General features: G+C 35.0%; 15 protein-coding genes and 1 other RNA gene. 12 read left to right on the top strand and 4 right to left on the bottom strand.

Features of this window, described 5'->3' with window-relative positions:
* The first annotated feature begins 131 nt into the window (after positions 1-131).
* Genes WBG21_RS05630 through WBG21_RS05620 form a run of 3 tightly spaced genes read left to right on the top strand, consistent with a single transcriptional unit; the run spans position 132 to position 1,438 of the window.
* Positions 132-470 carry an ArsR/SmtB family transcription factor gene (locus WBG21_RS05630; protein ID WP_340075679.1) on the top strand — a complete coding sequence of 113 codons (339 nt, stop codon included), beginning with the start codon at positions 132-134 and terminating at the stop codon, positions 468-470.
* A 17-nt stretch (positions 471-487) separates the two neighbouring features.
* Positions 488-1,000 carry an ArsI/CadI family heavy metal resistance metalloenzyme gene (locus WBG21_RS05625; RefSeq protein WP_340075677.1) on the top strand — a complete coding sequence of 171 codons (513 nt, stop codon included), beginning with the start codon at positions 488-490 and terminating at the stop codon, positions 998-1,000.
* A gap of 18 nt (positions 1,001-1,018) precedes the next feature.
* The gene (locus WBG21_RS05620; RefSeq protein WP_340075675.1) at positions 1,019-1,438 is read left to right on the top strand and encodes an arsenate reductase ArsC; all 420 of its coding nucleotides are present in this window, start codon (positions 1,019-1,021) and stop codon (positions 1,436-1,438) included.
* On the opposite strand, the gene WBG21_RS05615 is transcribed toward WBG21_RS05620, so the two are convergent.
* On the bottom strand, positions 1,439-2,449 hold the full coding sequence (locus tag WBG21_RS05615; protein ID WP_340075673.1) for a 3-oxoacyl-ACP synthase III family protein: 1,011 nt from the start codon (positions 2,447-2,449) through the stop codon (positions 1,439-1,441). It lies immediately after the preceding gene.
* 462 nt (positions 2,450-2,911) lie between these two features.
* On the opposite strand from WBG21_RS05615, the gene htpG reads away from it, so the two are divergent.
* Positions 2,912-4,792, top strand: coding sequence for a molecular chaperone HtpG (htpG, locus tag WBG21_RS05610; protein WP_340075671.1), 1,881 nt, complete (start codon positions 2,912-2,914; stop codon positions 4,790-4,792).
* A gap of 122 nt (positions 4,793-4,914) precedes the next feature.
* On the top strand, positions 4,915-5,733 hold the full coding sequence (gene kdsA, locus WBG21_RS05605) for a 3-deoxy-8-phosphooctulonate synthase (protein ID WP_340075669.1): 819 nt from the start codon (positions 4,915-4,917) through the stop codon (positions 5,731-5,733).
* On the opposite strand, the gene WBG21_RS05600 is transcribed toward kdsA, so the two are convergent.
* Positions 5,724-6,128, bottom strand: a complete 405-nt coding sequence (locus WBG21_RS05600) for a DUF1801 domain-containing protein (RefSeq protein WP_340075667.1) — start codon at positions 6,126-6,128, stop codon at positions 5,724-5,726. The genes kdsA and WBG21_RS05600 overlap by 10 nt on opposite strands.
* Positions 6,129-6,150: 22 nt before the next feature.
* On the opposite strand from WBG21_RS05600, the gene WBG21_RS05595 reads away from it, so the two are divergent.
* Entirely contained in the window at positions 6,151-6,762 is a 612-nt protein-coding gene (locus tag WBG21_RS05595; protein ID WP_340075665.1) for a Crp/Fnr family transcriptional regulator, read from the top strand.
* Positions 6,763-6,847: 85 nt separating this feature from the next.
* Positions 6,848-7,432, top strand: a complete 585-nt coding sequence (locus WBG21_RS05590) for a Crp/Fnr family transcriptional regulator (RefSeq protein WP_340075663.1) — start codon at positions 6,848-6,850, stop codon at positions 7,430-7,432.
* Positions 7,433-7,436: 4 nt separating this feature from the next.
* Here the strand turns inward: WBG21_RS05590 and WBG21_RS05585 are convergent, their stop codons facing one another.
* Entirely contained in the window at positions 7,437-8,642 is a 1,206-nt protein-coding gene (locus WBG21_RS05585) for an NAD(P)-dependent oxidoreductase (RefSeq protein ID WP_340075661.1), read from the bottom strand.
* Between the two features lie 135 nt (positions 8,643-8,777).
* Between WBG21_RS05585 and ssrA the strand changes: the two genes are divergently transcribed.
* The 3 genes from ssrA (at position 8,778) to WBG21_RS05570 (ending at position 11,405) form a co-directional block, all read left to right on the top strand.
* Positions 8,778-9,179, top strand: a transfer-messenger RNA (tmRNA) gene (gene ssrA, locus WBG21_RS05580).
* Between the two features lie 83 nt (positions 9,180-9,262).
* Positions 9,263-10,174, top strand: coding sequence for an alpha/beta fold hydrolase (locus WBG21_RS05575; RefSeq protein WP_340075659.1), 912 nt, complete (start codon positions 9,263-9,265; stop codon positions 10,172-10,174).
* A 250-nt stretch (positions 10,175-10,424) separates the two neighbouring features.
* Positions 10,425-11,405 (top strand): L-threonylcarbamoyladenylate synthase, encoded by a 981-nt coding sequence (locus tag WBG21_RS05570; RefSeq protein WP_340075657.1) that lies wholly within the window; start codon positions 10,425-10,427, stop codon positions 11,403-11,405.
* Between the two features lie 389 nt (positions 11,406-11,794).
* Here the strand turns inward: WBG21_RS05570 and WBG21_RS05565 are convergent, their stop codons facing one another.
* A complete protein-coding gene (locus tag WBG21_RS05565; RefSeq protein ID WP_340075655.1) occupies positions 11,795-12,481 on the bottom strand; it encodes a Crp/Fnr family transcriptional regulator in 687 nt (228 codons plus the stop codon).
* A 115-nt stretch (positions 12,482-12,596) separates the two neighbouring features.
* Between WBG21_RS05565 and WBG21_RS05560 the strand changes: the two genes are divergently transcribed.
* Both WBG21_RS05560 and ccoS read left to right on the top strand, forming a co-directional pair.
* Positions 12,597-14,966, top strand: coding sequence for a heavy metal translocating P-type ATPase (locus WBG21_RS05560; RefSeq protein ID WP_340075653.1), 2,370 nt, complete (start codon positions 12,597-12,599; stop codon positions 14,964-14,966).
* A 72-nt stretch (positions 14,967-15,038) separates the two neighbouring features.
* Positions 15,039-15,224 carry a cbb3-type cytochrome oxidase assembly protein CcoS gene (gene ccoS / locus WBG21_RS05555; protein ID WP_340075651.1) on the top strand — a complete coding sequence of 62 codons (186 nt, stop codon included), beginning with the start codon at positions 15,039-15,041 and terminating at the stop codon, positions 15,222-15,224.
* Position 15,225 lies beyond the last annotated feature (1 nt).

Raw genomic sequence — 15,225 nt, 5'->3', positions numbered from 1 at the left:
GTAGCCATTGTATAGATGTAGTTGATGGTTAATACTAATACTGGCTACAGATGAATTCCGGCAGAAAATTACTGCCGGAATTTTTTGTGATTATAATTATTAATCGTAATATTGCAATATAATAATCATTTATGGGAGTTACTAAATCAGAAATATATACCCTAAACCAAAATAAATTAGCTGAAATTGCCAAAGCCATTGGACATCCGGCACGGATTGCCATTCTACAACATATTATCAAATCAAATTCATGTATTTGTGGCGATCTAGTAGGCGAAATCGGGCTTGCACAACCTACTATTTCACAACATTTAAAAGAATTAAAAAATATTGGGATTATTAAAGGAACTGTTGAAGGAACCAGTATTTGTTATTGTATTCATGAAGAAAACTGGGAAGCATACCGATCAATGCTAACCACATTTTTAGATTCCTATCAAACCTCCTGTACAAAAGAGAATTGCTGTTGACACTAAATAAATGCAATATGAACACAAATACCTTTCCCAGAATGCATGTTTCACTTTACGTAAGTAACCTTGCTGCTACAATTAACTTTTACAATACATTTTTCGGAAAAAATGCCGATAAAATAAAGCAAGGATATGCAAAATATATTTTAGAAAAACCTTCCCTTATTATCTCATTTATTGAAAATAAGGAGCGTGTGCAGTCTAATTTTGGCCATTTAGGGTTCCAAGTAGCTACCAAAGAAGAAATGAAAGAACGACTAGCCATCGCAAAAGAGCAAAATATTGTAAGCAAAGAAGAAATGGGCGCCACTTGTTGTTATGCCATTCAAGATAAGTTTTGGGTAAATGACCCTGACGGAGTCCAATGGGAAATTTATTATTTTCATGAAGATGCTGAATTCAATGATCCTCATTATGAGTTACAGGAAGCTTCTGCTTGTTGTATGCCAACAACACATCAAAAACCAAAAATTGCTTTGAAAGAACTTTCAACAACTAACTGTGAGCGTGAAAGTGGATGTTGTTAAATTTAATATAGTAAGCAAATGAAAAAAAATATCTTAGTCCTATGTACAGGCAACTCCTGTCGAAGTCAAATGGCACATGGCTATTTACAACATCTTGCAGGCAACAAAGCTACTGTTTACAGTGCAGGTATTGAAGTACATGGCTTAAACCCTTTTGCAGTAGGTATCATGACAGAAGACGGGATCGACATCACAAAACACACCTCCAATCATGTAGATGAGTACAACGATATTAATTTCGATTTTGTGATCACCGTATGTGACCATGCCCATGAAAGTTGCCCTATATTCCCTTCTACTGCTACGAAGTTACATCACAACTTTAAAGATCCATCAAAAACATCCGGAACTGCTACAGAGGTAATGGAAGCCTTCCGGAAAACAAGGGACGATATTAAAGACTATTGCCTCACTTTTGTTCGGGAGCACCTAATGTAATTACCACTTCATTATTACGCTTCCCCAAGTAAACCCACTTCCAAAAGCAGCCAATACCACCGTATCTCCTTCTTTAATTTTTCCTTCTTCCCAAGCCTCCGTCAACGCAATAGGGATAGAAGCTGCTGTCGTATTTCCATACTTCATAATATTGTTATAGACCTGATCACCTGATAATCCAAATTTCTTTTGAATAAACTGCGAAATCCGAAGGTTTGCCTGATGCGGGATCAGCATATCAATATCGGCAGGTGTAAGACCATTTGCTTGTAAACCTTCTATGATTACTTCACTAAAGCGTACTACAGCATTTTTAAACACAAACTGCCCGTTCATATGTGGATAATAGGATATATCCTCTGAATCGTTGTCCTTTAAAATATCTGTCACCCATCGTTTTCCCATTCCCGGGGCAATTACGGATAATTCCTCTGCATGTGCCCCCTCCGAATGTAAGTGTGTAGATAGTATGCCTTTTGTAGCATCTTCTTCCCTTGTCAGCACAGCCGCTCCGGCACCATCACCAAAAATTACGGAAACCGAACGCCCACGGGTTGTCATGTCCAATCCCCTAGAATGGAGTTCAGACCCAATTACCAGGATATTTTTATACATCCCACTTTTTATATATTGGTCTGCTACAGAAACAGCATATACAAATCCTGAACATTGATTACGAACATCCAGCGCCCCCACTGTTTTCATTTCAAGGTCGCGCTGTACCAATACCCCCGGCCCTGGAAAATAATAATCAGGACTTAAGGTTGCAAAAATGATAAAATCGATATCATCTTTGGACACTCCTGAGCGTTCAATAGCAATTTTTGCTGCCTTTACACCCATACTCGTAGTAGTGTCGCCACTACCTTCTACTACATATCGGCGCTCCTTAATACCTGTTCGCTCCTGTATCCATTCATCACTGGTATCCATCACTTTAGACAAGTCGTCATTTGTCACTATGTTTTCAGGAACATAGTAACCAAGGCCTACAATTTTAGAGTTGTACATTATCAATATAATTTAGTTTCTATTAGCTGTTCTATTTCCTTCTGCTATCAAAAAGCAAAAAAGTGTAGCAATATAACCAATATTCAGATATCTATAAATAAAGCATTGCAGACAATAGAGTTCAATCTAAAAACAAAAAAGCACACTCAAAAGTAGAGAGTGCGCTTTTTAAACAACCTAACCAATAAATAAACAAACCAATTATAGGTCTTAATATATCTTTAAATGTGATCTTCTAAACAAATTTGGAATTATGTAGGTTTCGTTCATATTTCCAAGTGTAAAAGTATATCACAAATTCTTTATTTCACTTATCATATGCTAATAAATCAACATATATCAAAAAAAGTTCATTTTTTTTAACTCATAAATTTCAAAATGCCAGTTTGTCAGCGTACTTAAAAATGGTACTTTTTTTGAAACACTACTATATTAATCGTAAAAACTTAAAAAACCTTACATATGAAAACCGGAAATATTAATGTATCTGTTGAAAATATTTTTCCCCTCATTAAAAAGTTCTTGTACAGTGACCATGAAATATTCCTCCGAGAGCTTATTTCTAATGCTACTGATGCTACCCTAAAATTAAAACATCTTACCAGCATTGGGGAAGCAAAAGTTGACTATGGAAACCCTATCATCGAAGTTAAAATAGATAAAAAAAAGAAAACACTTCATGTGATAGACCAAGGGTTAGGGATGACGGCGGATGAAGTACAAAAATATATTAATGAAGTTGCTTTTTCCGGAGCAGAAGAGTTTTTAGAAAAATATAAAGACTCTGCCAAAGATTCCGGTATTATTGGCCATTTTGGCTTAGGTTTTTATTCTGCCTTCATGGTGGCCGATAAAGTAGCGATTATTACTAAAAGCTATAAAGATGAGCCTGCAGCACATTGGGTGTGTGATGGTAGCCCCCAATTCACTTTAGAAAAAAGTGATAAAAAAGAACGCGGAACCGAAATTATCCTTCATATTGCAGAGGACTCCAAAGAATTTTTGGAAGAAAACAGGATCCAAGAGTTACTTGTAAAATATAATAAGTTTATGCCTGTCCCTATTAAGTTTGGGACACGTACAGAAACTGAAAAAACAGGTGAAGGGGAAGATGCTAAAGAAAAAGAGGTTCAAGTTGACAACATCATAAATAACCCGGATCCTGCTTGGACCAAACAACCTGCCGACCTGAAAGAAGAAGATTATAAAAACTTCTACCGGGAATTGTACCCAATGCAGTTTGAAGAACCGCTCTTCAATATCCATCTAAATGTAGATTATCCATTTCATTTGACAGGGATATTATATTTTCCGAAACTAACAAACGACCTTAACATACAAAAAGACCGCATCCAGCTTTATCAAAACCAGGTTTTTGTAACAGATAATGTAGAAGGGATTGTTCCGGAATTTTTGACGATGCTCCGTGGGGTAATTGACTCTCCTGATATTCCTTTAAATGTATCACGGTCATACTTGCAAGCTGATGGGAATGTGAAAAAAATTGCCAATTACATTACCCGAAAGGTAGCCGATAAACTCAACTCATTATTCAAAGAAAACCGGGAAGCGTATGAGAAGAAGTGGAATGACATCAAGTTAGTGATTGAATACGGTATGCTCTCTGAAGATAAATTCTTTGAAAAGGCTGAAAAATTTGCTTTATACCCAACAGTTGGAGGCAACTATTTTACTTTTGAGGAGTTACAAAACAAAATAAAAGACACACAAACTGATAAAGATGATAAACTGGTTATCCTTTATGCAAGTGACAAAGAAGCACAACACAGTTATATAGAAGAGGCGAAAGCTAAAGGATATGAAGTATTGTTGCTAGACTCCCCTATTGTATCACACCTCATCCAAAAACTAGAAACTGAGAAAGAGAAAATATCTTTTGCACGTGTAGATGCCGATTCAATTGATAAACTTATCCAAAAAGAAGAGGAGCAAATCTCAAAGTTAACAGATGAAGAAAAAGAAAAACTAAAAACTGTATTGGAAGAAGTGGTGCCAAAAACCAATTATACGGTACAATTAGAAGCTATGGATAGTGTGTCTGCTCCCTTCAAAATTACACAACCTGAGTTTATGCGACGTATGAAAGAAATGAGTGCTACCGGAGGTGGTGGTATGTTTGGTATGAGCAATATGCCCGAAATGTACAATCTGGTAGTCAACACCAACCATGCATTGGTAGGGCAGATACTGAATACCAAAACACGCCCCAAACAAGAACGGTTGATCAAACAATCACTAGACCTGGCACGGCTATCTCAAAACCTGTTAAAGGGGGAAGAACTTACACAATTCATAAAACGTAGTTTTGAGATGATTAAATAACTTTTTATACAAACAGCTATAAAAACCCAAAACCAACTAGTTGGTTTTGGGTTTTTTAATGAATAAATTCTTATTTACCCTCTTTCAAAAACTGTATCTTTGCATTCAAGCATTTTTAGCGTATGAAACTCGAATCCATTCCACAAATAAAGCATCATAGCAGCAACAACTTTTTCTTATTGGCAGGGCCTTGTGCTATAGAAGGTGAAGCTATGGCTTTGCGCATTGCAGAAAAAGTGGTCTCCATTACCAATAAGCTAGAAATTTCTTATGTTTTTAAAGGGAGTTTTAAAAAAGCAAATCGTAGCCGAATTGATTCATTTACTGGGATTGGCGATGAAAAAGCACTAAAAATCCTTAGAAAAGTTTCGGAGACTTTTCATGTTCCTACAATTACCGATGTCCATGAAGTTTCGGATGCAAAAATGGCTGCTGAATATGTAGATATATTGCAGATTCCTGCTTTTTTGGTACGCCAAACAGATTTAGTAGTAGCGGCAGCACATACTGGAAAAATCATCAATCTAAAGAAAGGGCAGTTTATGAGCCCGGAAAGTATGAAACATGCTGTCCAGAAAGTATTGGATTCCAAAAATGAACAAGTAATGATCACTGACCGGGGCACCATGTTTGGTTATCAGGATATGATTGTTGATTTTCGAGGCATTCCTACCATGAAACAATATGCTCCCGTAGTTTTAGATGTAACGCATTCACTACAACAGCCCAATCAATCAAGCGGGGTTACTGGAGGAAGGCCAGATATGATTGAAACCATTGCCCGGGCAGGGATAGCTGCAGGAGTGGATGGGTTATTTATGGAAACACATTTTGACCCTGCTAATGCTAAGAGTGACGGAGCTAATATGCTACATCTGGATCACCTCGAAAAATTGCTCACCAATTTAGTAGCTATTAGAAAGACAATAAATCATTTATAAAATACTCTATGCCTTACATCGTACGCATTTTGTAGCACTGCTATCAAAATTATATCATCAATATCTTCTAGCTTTTTATAACGAAGTGATTTCATTACTTTTCTGCCCACTGTCACCATATGTTCTGTATAAACAGTAAGGCGTGCTGCATGCCAAAAACCCACGTCTACATAATCTTTACTTTGATTGAGGTAACAATATGGTTTTCCTGCTATATAATAAAAAGGAATGTTGTATTTGTATTTAAGGTCTACATCCGGAACCGCATCTTCTATAACAGATTGTATGTGTATCAAAATAGACTTGTATGGTTCTTTTTGATTTAAAATGTATGTTTCAGCCGGATTCATCCTATAAATATAGGATTTTATACCTATTTTTGTTACTGTATTCATGTATATACTTTATATTATTGGTATGTTTGAGAAAAGTTCCCCCGATTTTACCGATGCATATAACCAATTATTAACATTCCACAATGACATAATTGGACCTCCTATGTCTAAAAAAGAGGAAGAAATGCTCCTTGACAGGGCTATACCAATGACTTTTGAGAAAAAAAAAGTTATTGTAAACATAGACCAAGTTTGTGATATGGTTTACTTTATAAATGAAGGCATTATAAGGGAATATTATCTTGCAGAAGGAAAAGAACAAATAATGCGTTTTTATACAAAGAATTCATATGTATATTCTTTTGTGAGTTATGTAAAACAAATCCCTTCTAAACTGATCATCGATACTCTGACAGAATGCAAAGTATTAGCTTTTAAAAGAAAGAGCATTATGGAACTTTATGAAAAAAGTCCTATTTTTATTGACTTTGCCAGAAGGTTAAACCGTGAATCTTTTATTTTTTCTTCAGAGAAAGTAGAGTCTTTTATTCTACAAGATGCTAAAACACGTTATTTAGAGATGCTGAAAAACCATCCTGAAATTATTTTATTAGTCCCTAATTATATGATTGCTTCATATCTGGGCATTACCCCGGAATCTTTAAGCCGTATCAAGAAAAGTCTTTGTAAGTGACCCATTTAAAGTTAACATATGTTAACTTTAAATGAATAATCCATTACATTTGTAGATAAATTAATTATACTATTTGCCTATCTGCATGCATGAACAGTTAATAAAATACCATTATGACCTTACGCCTTCCATGACGAAAAAGGAAGAAGATTTTCTTGTTGAAAGGGCTGTCCCTATGAAGTTCAAGAAAAAGGAAACCATAGTAAGGGAAGGACAAATATGTGACCATGTATATTTTATTAATAGGGGTATTATGCGAAGTTATTATCTTATTGAAGGGAAAGAGCAAGTAAGGCGGTTTTATTTTGAAAATGATTATTCCTATTCTTTTGAAAGCTTCATACAGCAAGTCCCTTCTAAATTAATTATTGATGCTTTAACAGATTGTGAAGTCTTCGCGATATCACATAAGAGTATTCAAGAATTTTATAATTTCAGTTCTGTTTTTATTGATTTTGCCAGGAAATTGAGTCAAAATTTCTATATGTTTTCCTCTGAGAAGATTGAATCCTTTCTATTGCAAGATGCCAAATCAAGATATCTGGATTTATTAGAGAACAGCCCTAAAATTATCCGTTCTATCCCAAATTATATGATTGCCTCTTATTTAGGAATTACACCGGAATCCCTGAGCCGTATTAAAAAAGAAATTGCCAATGGCAATAAATAGTTCTTCATTCACTACTATCTACATAATCTTGCAAATAACGATATTGTTCTGTAAGTTTTCCGTTCTGTGCAATGCAGGCACGTTCTAAAATTCCATCCTTATCATTATTATAAAATGCCGGGATTACATATTTTATAAAGCGCTCACCAAACCCTTCACTGGCATCTTTCGGGAGTTCACAAGGTAAGTTGTCCACTGCCATTACAGCAATGGCATCTTTATTTTTAAAATCCACTTCACTTTCAGTTGCCGGATCGTACCCATAGATAGGTGAAGCTATCGTAGATGGCCTAATAGTTGTTGCTACCGGCCCATTAATATCACAACTAATATCAGCAACTGCCCGGATATTAAAATCGGGTAACTTCACATCGTCACGGGTAAATAAATAAGGAGCTCCGTCCCCATAAAAATGTCCTGCAATATACAAATCGGTTACTTTGGCAAATCGCATAAAATCAGACACGTACATCTGTGGGTTTTGATAAAAATCATTCTTATTCAACTGTTGCCCATCTTTTCGTTTGTTATAATCCAATACATCTATTTGACAGAACACCGGTTCATTAAAATTTTGCGCTAAATAATCATCAACATTTACTTCCTTAAGTCCCATACCGTCTAACATTTCTTTTGCTCCATTCCCTACCCTACCCTTTCCTGTCAATAATATCTTAATGGCAGGAAGTTTGATTTTTCGTAATGCTTCAATCAGTGCTTGCTGATCCGGTAAACTTTCTGCTTTTGGCAGCTCAAACAAATTGTATTTTAGCCCATAAGCCCTTATACCATTATACGCTCCTACAATTCCTGCGTACCTGCCAAATGCCACCAACCGTTGCCCTTTAGCATTTGTAATAGCTTCATGGTCATACAATGTGATATTCTTTTTTAAAATTGCCTGAAGTAGCTTTCTGTTATACGGTTGTTTTTTGATAGTATGTGAAAAGAAAAAATATTTTTTATTCGGGATCAAAGCTTCTATCGGAACTTCTTTTACCCCCAAAAGCACATCACAATCGTCCATATAAGTTATTACCTTTACTCCATGTTTTTCATAGTCCACATCCGGAAAAACACGTATGTCAGATTTTTCTACTTTTATTTTAGCTTCCGGAAAATGTTCCATGACGTATTGACAGGCTATAGGTGATAATACCACACGCCTGTCCGGTGGTGTTTTTCGTTCTTTTATGATCCCAAATAGCATTAATAGTAGTTTTTGGTATGGATTTTGACCCAAATGTAACAGATGTGATTGGGCTCTGCAAAACTTTTGTACTATAAATTTTCGCAGTATTTTTACAGCCTTATCAAAAATTGAAAATGTTCTTTGAAAAATATTGGGGTCGACTGGTTTTGACAGCGAGTCTAATTGGATTGTAAGCATGCAGAGCATTGATGTGTAGCTCTTAAATATCATGCATTAAACCTTTAAATGGCGAGAATAACTACGCTCTTGCTGCCTAATACGACGGAAACATAGTACGTCTTTTGGCCTAGTCCCGCAAGGCGGGAAAGCGAGATGTCCCTAAGCAGCCCTTGTTGATGGCGGCTTGATAAGGGGCACCATAAATATCAACACAGAAGTTGTATAGCTTCAATACAACTTTTAAAACCTTGAAGCTAAGTAAATAATAGGTTGTTTTCGACCGGTTATTTATCGAAAACCAAATGAAAACTAAGCATGTAGAAAGCTTTTTAATTGCTTGTTTGGACGGGAGTTCGATTCTCCCCGACTCCACTAAAAATTGAAAGACAAATTACTTTTGTGATTTGTCTTTTTTATTTATAATATTATGCATCATATTTAATTCATAAAAACAAAAAATGGGGCCTCTATTATTATATATTTCCATAAAGCATAAAAAAAGAAACTTAATCAAAAATTGCATCTTCATCTCTTTATTTATCATTAGTAATGTAATAACTTCTCAAGTTCAAATGAACTTTAATTTTGACACCCCTTATGGAAATAATGAAGCTGTTGGAAAATATTTGGAAATAAATGGTGCCAAGATATATTATGAAGAATATGGGCAAGGAGAGCCATTACTTTTAATACATGGAAATAGAGGTAGCATTAGAGATATGGGAAACCAAATCGATCATTTTAAATCTAAATATAGAGTCATAATTGCAGATAGTAGAGGTCATGGAAAATCAGAGCTAAAAATAGATTCTCTAACTTATGTTCAAATTGCTAAAGATTGGAATATATTAACAAAACGCTTAAAATTAGACTCTATCAATATTATTGGATGGAGTGACGGGGGAATTATAGGCCTATTAATGGGGATTAGCAAACAAGCTAAAATAAAAAAAATTGTTGCTATGGGAGCAAATCTTAGACCAGATGAAAATGCAGTATATAGTTGGGCCCAAGAAGATACTAAAGGCTATGAAAATGAAGTTGATTTGATGATTCAAAAGAGGGATTCATCTAATAATTGGAGGCTAATTAAACAACAGATAGGCTTATTATTATACCAACCTAAAATCACTCATAAAGATTTATTCAAGATAATAGCTCCTGTATTAATTATTGCAGGGGATAAAGACGTAATAAAAGAGGAACATACTATAGAGATATATCAAAACATCCCTAATGCTCAATTATGCATAATGCCAGGAGAAACTCATTTTACTCCGGCGTCTAATCCAAAAATGTTCAACCTGATAGTGGAAAGGTTTCTTTCTGAACCTTTTACCAGACCTGATTCAAATTGGACAAAATGGTAGAATTTATATAGTTATTCTACTATTGAAAAAAGGTATACTTACCATTTTTAAAAACATAAACAGCTTAAATTATAAAGAACTTCTTTAGACAAAGGTAGAGCTGTTTTTAACATTAAAAGTGATCAATCAAGAATCAAAAAATGATTCCTATAAACACTCATAATTACCTAGGTTTTCCAACATCATAAAATAAATTATTAATAACTTCGTCTTAATACAAAATGTAATACTTTTAAGGTTTATTTTATATATGCATACCATCACGCAAAATATTAATAATGCCATACAGTTTCTCAAAAAAGGAAAACTTGTCGCTATCCCTACAGAAACTGTTTATGGGTTGGCAGCCAACGGAACAGATGAGCATGCCATAAAAAAAATATTTACCGCTAAAAACCGGCCTACAAACAACCCATTAATTCTACACTTTGCTTCTTTAGAAGCTGTTTTGCCCTATGTAGCCGAGTTTCCGGAACAGGCTTTAAAATTAGCAAAAGCATTCTGGCCCGGACCCTTGACATTATTGTTGCCCAAATCGGATAATGTACCTGAAAGTATTACAGCAGGGTCTCTACGTGTTGCCGTGAGGGTACCGGACCATCCTGTCACACAAAAACTGCTTTCACAATTAGACTTTCCTCTGGCAGCCCCCAGTGCGAACCCTTCGGGATATATCAGTCCTACACTACCAGAGCATGTGGAAAAACAATTAGGGGACAAAGTGGCTATGATTTTAGACGGTGGTCCTTGCAATCAAGGGATCGAATCAACCATTCTAGGATGGGATACCAGTGAAAAGCCTGTTATTTACCGACAAGGTACCATTACACCACAAGATATTGAAAATGTATTGGGAAGGTGGCCAAAAATAGTGGCCAAAAAACAAAAAAAAATAGAAACCCCAGGCATGTTGTCAACTCATTATGCGCCAAAAACACCTACGCTTATCACCAATAATATAGAAGCTTCCGTAAAGAGACATCCACAAAAAATGTTGGGAGTTATTACGCTCATGCCACATAAACAACTCCCAAACACAGCTAAACAAACATACTTATCGAAAAGTGGGGATTTAACAGAGGTTGCTAAAAACCTTTATTATACCATGCATATAATGGACGCTCAAAACCTTGAACTCATTATCATAGAGCGTGCACCAAATGAAGGTGTTGGTATGGCTATTAATGATCGCTTGGAAAGAGCAGCTTCTTATAAGGAAGATAATCTATAACCTCACAAAGCTTATACTATGTGCTTTTATAGAAAATCAACTGTTAAGAAACAGGATTATGATATAATCCCAACAAGTTTTAACAGTGCTGATACAATAACCATCCCTATGACGGACATTAATAAAAACACTACTACCTTTAGAATCATTAAAAAACTAGTGCTATTTTCGACGTTATACCCCATATAAAAGAATTTTAGATAAAATATGCTTTACTTTTAAAAGGTTCGGGGCATACTAAAGAACAATGGAAAGAAATGAGGGGTTCTGATTTTCAGATAGTTAAAAATACAAAAAAGAATTTTAGTTATTCGTTCTTTTTATGTTTTTTCGATAAAGTGCACCTCTAGGTCACAAAGTTTAAAATTCCAAACACTAATAGAATATTATTATAATCCTTCAGAAATACGTTGCAATTGTTTCTTATTTTTCAATATGATTTTTTTTCCTTCAAAAACAACCCAGCCTTCTTTTTTAAATTCGGAAAGTAACCGTATGGCAGATTCTGTAGCTGTCCCTACAATGTTTGCTATCTCTTCGCGGGACAGTTGCACTGCTATAGCCGATCCTTTATCAGTTCCAAAGGTAGCTTCCAAATAAAGCAATGTTCCTGCTACACGTTGTTTCACATTCTTTTGCGCCATATTAACAATAAGGTCGTCTGCTTCTTTAAGGTCTTGGCACAAATCTTTTACCATACTCATAGAAAAACGTTTGTTGTTCTGAAACGGGGTCATAACCTCTTCTTTAGGAATAAAACATACTTCCATGTTTTCCAAGGCCACAGCACTCAAGTTTACAGCTTCATCACCCATTACACTACGCTGCCCTAAAAGATCACCTTTCTTTATGAACTTGACAATTTGATCTTTACCGTTAGCACTTAGTTTTGTGAGTTTACAAACACCGTCTTTGACACAGAAAATCCCATTGAGATGGTCCCCTTCTTGAAAAATAACTTCTCCTTTTTTTATAATTTGTGAAGTTTTGCACTCTGACATCTTTACAAGCTCTTCTCTGGAAAGTGTTTTCAGAGAACTAAATTGCCTTATGATGCATTGTTCACACTTACTCATACCTATAATTTTCTGAAGAATTAATTGCTCTACGTAAAAATACGAATTGCATGACAATTATCATATTTTTTAATTGGTTTAATTATAACTTTTGTAGCAGGTAAATGAGCAAATTATGAAGGTTTCCTGTTTTCATTGCGGAAATCAATGTATTTCTAAATATTATATCAATGAAAAGGTTTTCTGCTGCAACGGCTGTAAAACGGTCTATGAAATCCTTTATGAGAATAACCTCTCCACATACTATGATCTGGAAAAAAACCCGGGCAATAGCCCAAAAGAAATAGCTGGAAAGTTTGATTTTCTTGACAATCTTAAAATCCAGGAAAAACTCCTTGAATTTAACGATGCATCTATTCAAATTATTACTTTATACATACCACAAATTCATTGCAGTTCATGTATCTGGGTATTGGAAAATCTCCATAAATTAAACACAGCAATAAAGGCTTCGCAGGTAGATTTTCCAAAAAAAACAGTTCGGATTACATTTAATCCTGAAGAAATCAGTTTAAAAGAATTAGTTGTGCTCCTAACTAGAATAGGCTATGAACCCTATATAAGTCTAGAAGATTATGATCCAAAGAAAAAATATTTTAACCGTACTATTTTATATAAATTAGGTGTAGCCGGCTTTGCTTTTGGTAATGTCATGCTGCTCTCCTTTCCCGAGTATTTTGAAGTAAATGAATTTTGGCTCAACCAATATAAACCTTTCTTCAGGTGGCTGATGTTCGGGTTGTCACTTCCCGTTGTTTTCTATGCCGCCTCTGATTATTTTATAGCGGCATACAAAGGTATAAAGTCAAGCATATTAAATATTGATGTTCCTATTGCGTTAGGAATTTTTGTGTTATTTCTAAGAAGTACGCTTGAAATTATTATGAATACCGGACAAGGTTTCTTTGATAGTTTAACAGGATTGATTTTTTTCTTATTGCTCGGGAAATTCTTTCAGCAAAAAACATACAGCTTTCTATCTTTTGAACGCGATTATAAAAGTTACTTCCCTATCGGCGTTACCCGAATAACTCCTGATAAAAAAGAAGAAAGCGTACAAGTATATGATATTAAAAAAGGGGATCGGTTGCTCATCCGTAATGAAGAACTCATCCCCGTAGATGGTATCCTCATACATGGTAAAGCACGAATAGATTATAGTTTTGTTACCGGTGAGTCTGATACTATTACTAAGAATAGTGGAGACATGCTTTTTGCAGGTGGAAGACAATTAAACGGAGCTATTGAAATGGAAGTTTTAAAAGCTGTTTCGCAAAGTTACCTAACTCAATTATGGAGTAATGGCTCATTTGAAAAAAATGGGGGATCACCATATAAAACCATAACCGATTCCATCAGTCAATATTTCACAATTACAATTCTTCTTATTGCTATACTATCCGGAGGGTTTTGGCTTTGGTATGATGCCTCTAAGGCTTTAAATGTTTTTACTGCCATACTTATTGTTGCTTGCCCATGCGCATTGGCCCTTTCTGCTCCGTTCACATTGGGCAACTTGTTACGCATTTTCGGAAAAAAGAAATTTTACCTTAAAAATGCACAAGTTATAGAAAAGTTAGCCAAAATTGACACCATCATATTTGACAAGACCGGAACTATCACATCTAACAATAAGAGCCGTATTGCATATGAAGGGCTTACATTAAACACAAAGGAAACCACTCTGTTGAAAAACAGCCTTCGAAACTCGAATCATCCATTAAGTAGGCAATTGTATAGTATTTTAAAAGCTAACGATATTATTACACTAGATGAATATGAGGAGTATATTGGAAAAGGTATCATAGCAAGCCATGAAAATCAGAAAATAAAAATCGGGTCTGCTGAGTTTGTCGGAAACAATACCTATGCTTCTTCATTAAAAACTAGTGTGCATATTAGTACTAATGATCAATATAAAGGCAAATACACTTTTTACAATCAATATAGGAAAGGTATCGCTTCACTTTTCAATCGCCTAAAGGAACATTTCAATCTGGCTATCTTATCAGGGGACAATGAAAGTGAACGTGAAAACCTTCAAAAATTATTGCCTGCAAAGACCAAATTGTTTTTTAATCAAAAGCCAGAGGACAAATTCAACTATATAAAGTTTCACCAACAAGAAGGTGCAAATGTTTTGATGATCGGCGACGGGTTGAATGATGCTGGTGCCCTAAAACAAAGTAATGTAGGTATCGCTGTATCAGAAAATATCAATGTGTTTTCGCCTGCATGTGATGCTATTTTAGATGCATCGAAGCTTACAGAAATAGATCACTATATAGCTTCCTCTAAGAAAGGGATAGAGGTTATTAAGATGAGTTTTATAGTGTCTTTTTTATACAATATCGTTGGGTTGACTTTTGCCATAAGCGGAAAGCTTTCCCCTGTTATTGCTGCTATTTTAATGCCTTTGAGTTCCATCAGTGTTGTAATTTTCACAACGGTGATGACCAATTATATAAGTAGAAAATTAAAATAATTTTCAAAGCATGATAAAAATCATGTTTTTAAGGAACATGCAAAAGTACATTTGTTATACATTCTAGTAGGTATGAGTGTTATCTATATTTTAATTACTGTGAGTATTGCTGTTGCAATTGTCTTTTTTGTTGCTTTTATAACAGCAGTAAAAAGTGGGCAATATGATGATAGCTATACGCCTTCTATACGCATGCTTTTTGAGGATGAACTAGTAAAAGAGAACAAACAAGAAAAAAATCAAACTAAAAACAAATAAT

The sequence above is a fragment of the Leptobacterium meishanense genome (assembly GCF_037645805.1).
Taxonomy (GTDB): Bacteria; Bacteroidota; Bacteroidia; order Flavobacteriales; family Flavobacteriaceae; genus Leptobacterium_A; species Leptobacterium_A meishanense.
This window is presented reverse-complemented; position numbering and strand designations above follow the sequence as displayed.

Excerpts from the sequence above, each read along its gene's own strand:
- WBG21_RS05630 (WP_340075679.1), top strand. The coding sequence starts at position 132 with ATGGGAGTTACTAAATCAGAAATATATACCCTAAACCAAAATAAATTA.
- WBG21_RS05625 (WP_340075677.1), top strand. The coding sequence starts at position 488 with ATGAACACAAATACCTTTCCCAGAATGCATGTTTCACTTTACGTAAGT.
- WBG21_RS05620 (WP_340075675.1), top strand. The coding sequence starts at position 1,019 with ATGAAAAAAAATATCTTAGTCCTATGTACAGGCAACTCCTGTCGAAGT.
- WBG21_RS05615 (WP_340075673.1), bottom strand. The coding sequence starts at position 2,449 with ATGTACAACTCTAAAATTGTAGGCCTTGGTTACTATGTTCCTGAAAAC.
- htpG (WP_340075671.1), top strand. The coding sequence starts at position 2,912 with ATGAAAACCGGAAATATTAATGTATCTGTTGAAAATATTTTTCCCCTC.
- kdsA (WP_340075669.1), top strand. The coding sequence starts at position 4,915 with ATGAAACTCGAATCCATTCCACAAATAAAGCATCATAGCAGCAACAAC.
- WBG21_RS05600 (WP_340075667.1), bottom strand. The coding sequence starts at position 6,128 with ATGAATACAGTAACAAAAATAGGTATAAAATCCTATATTTATAGGATG.
- WBG21_RS05595 (WP_340075665.1), top strand. The coding sequence starts at position 6,151 with ATGTTTGAGAAAAGTTCCCCCGATTTTACCGATGCATATAACCAATTA.
- WBG21_RS05590 (WP_340075663.1), top strand. The coding sequence starts at position 6,848 with ATGCATGAACAGTTAATAAAATACCATTATGACCTTACGCCTTCCATG.
- WBG21_RS05585 (WP_340075661.1), bottom strand. The coding sequence starts at position 8,642 with ATGCTATTTGGGATCATAAAAGAACGAAAAACACCACCGGACAGGCGT.
- WBG21_RS05575 (WP_340075659.1), top strand. The coding sequence starts at position 9,263 with ATGGGGCCTCTATTATTATATATTTCCATAAAGCATAAAAAAAGAAAC.
- WBG21_RS05570 (WP_340075657.1), top strand. The coding sequence starts at position 10,425 with ATGCATACCATCACGCAAAATATTAATAATGCCATACAGTTTCTCAAA.
- WBG21_RS05565 (WP_340075655.1), bottom strand. The coding sequence starts at position 12,481 with ATGAGTAAGTGTGAACAATGCATCATAAGGCAATTTAGTTCTCTGAAA.
- WBG21_RS05560 (WP_340075653.1), top strand. The coding sequence starts at position 12,597 with ATGAAGGTTTCCTGTTTTCATTGCGGAAATCAATGTATTTCTAAATAT.
- ccoS (WP_340075651.1), top strand. The coding sequence starts at position 15,039 with ATGAGTGTTATCTATATTTTAATTACTGTGAGTATTGCTGTTGCAATT.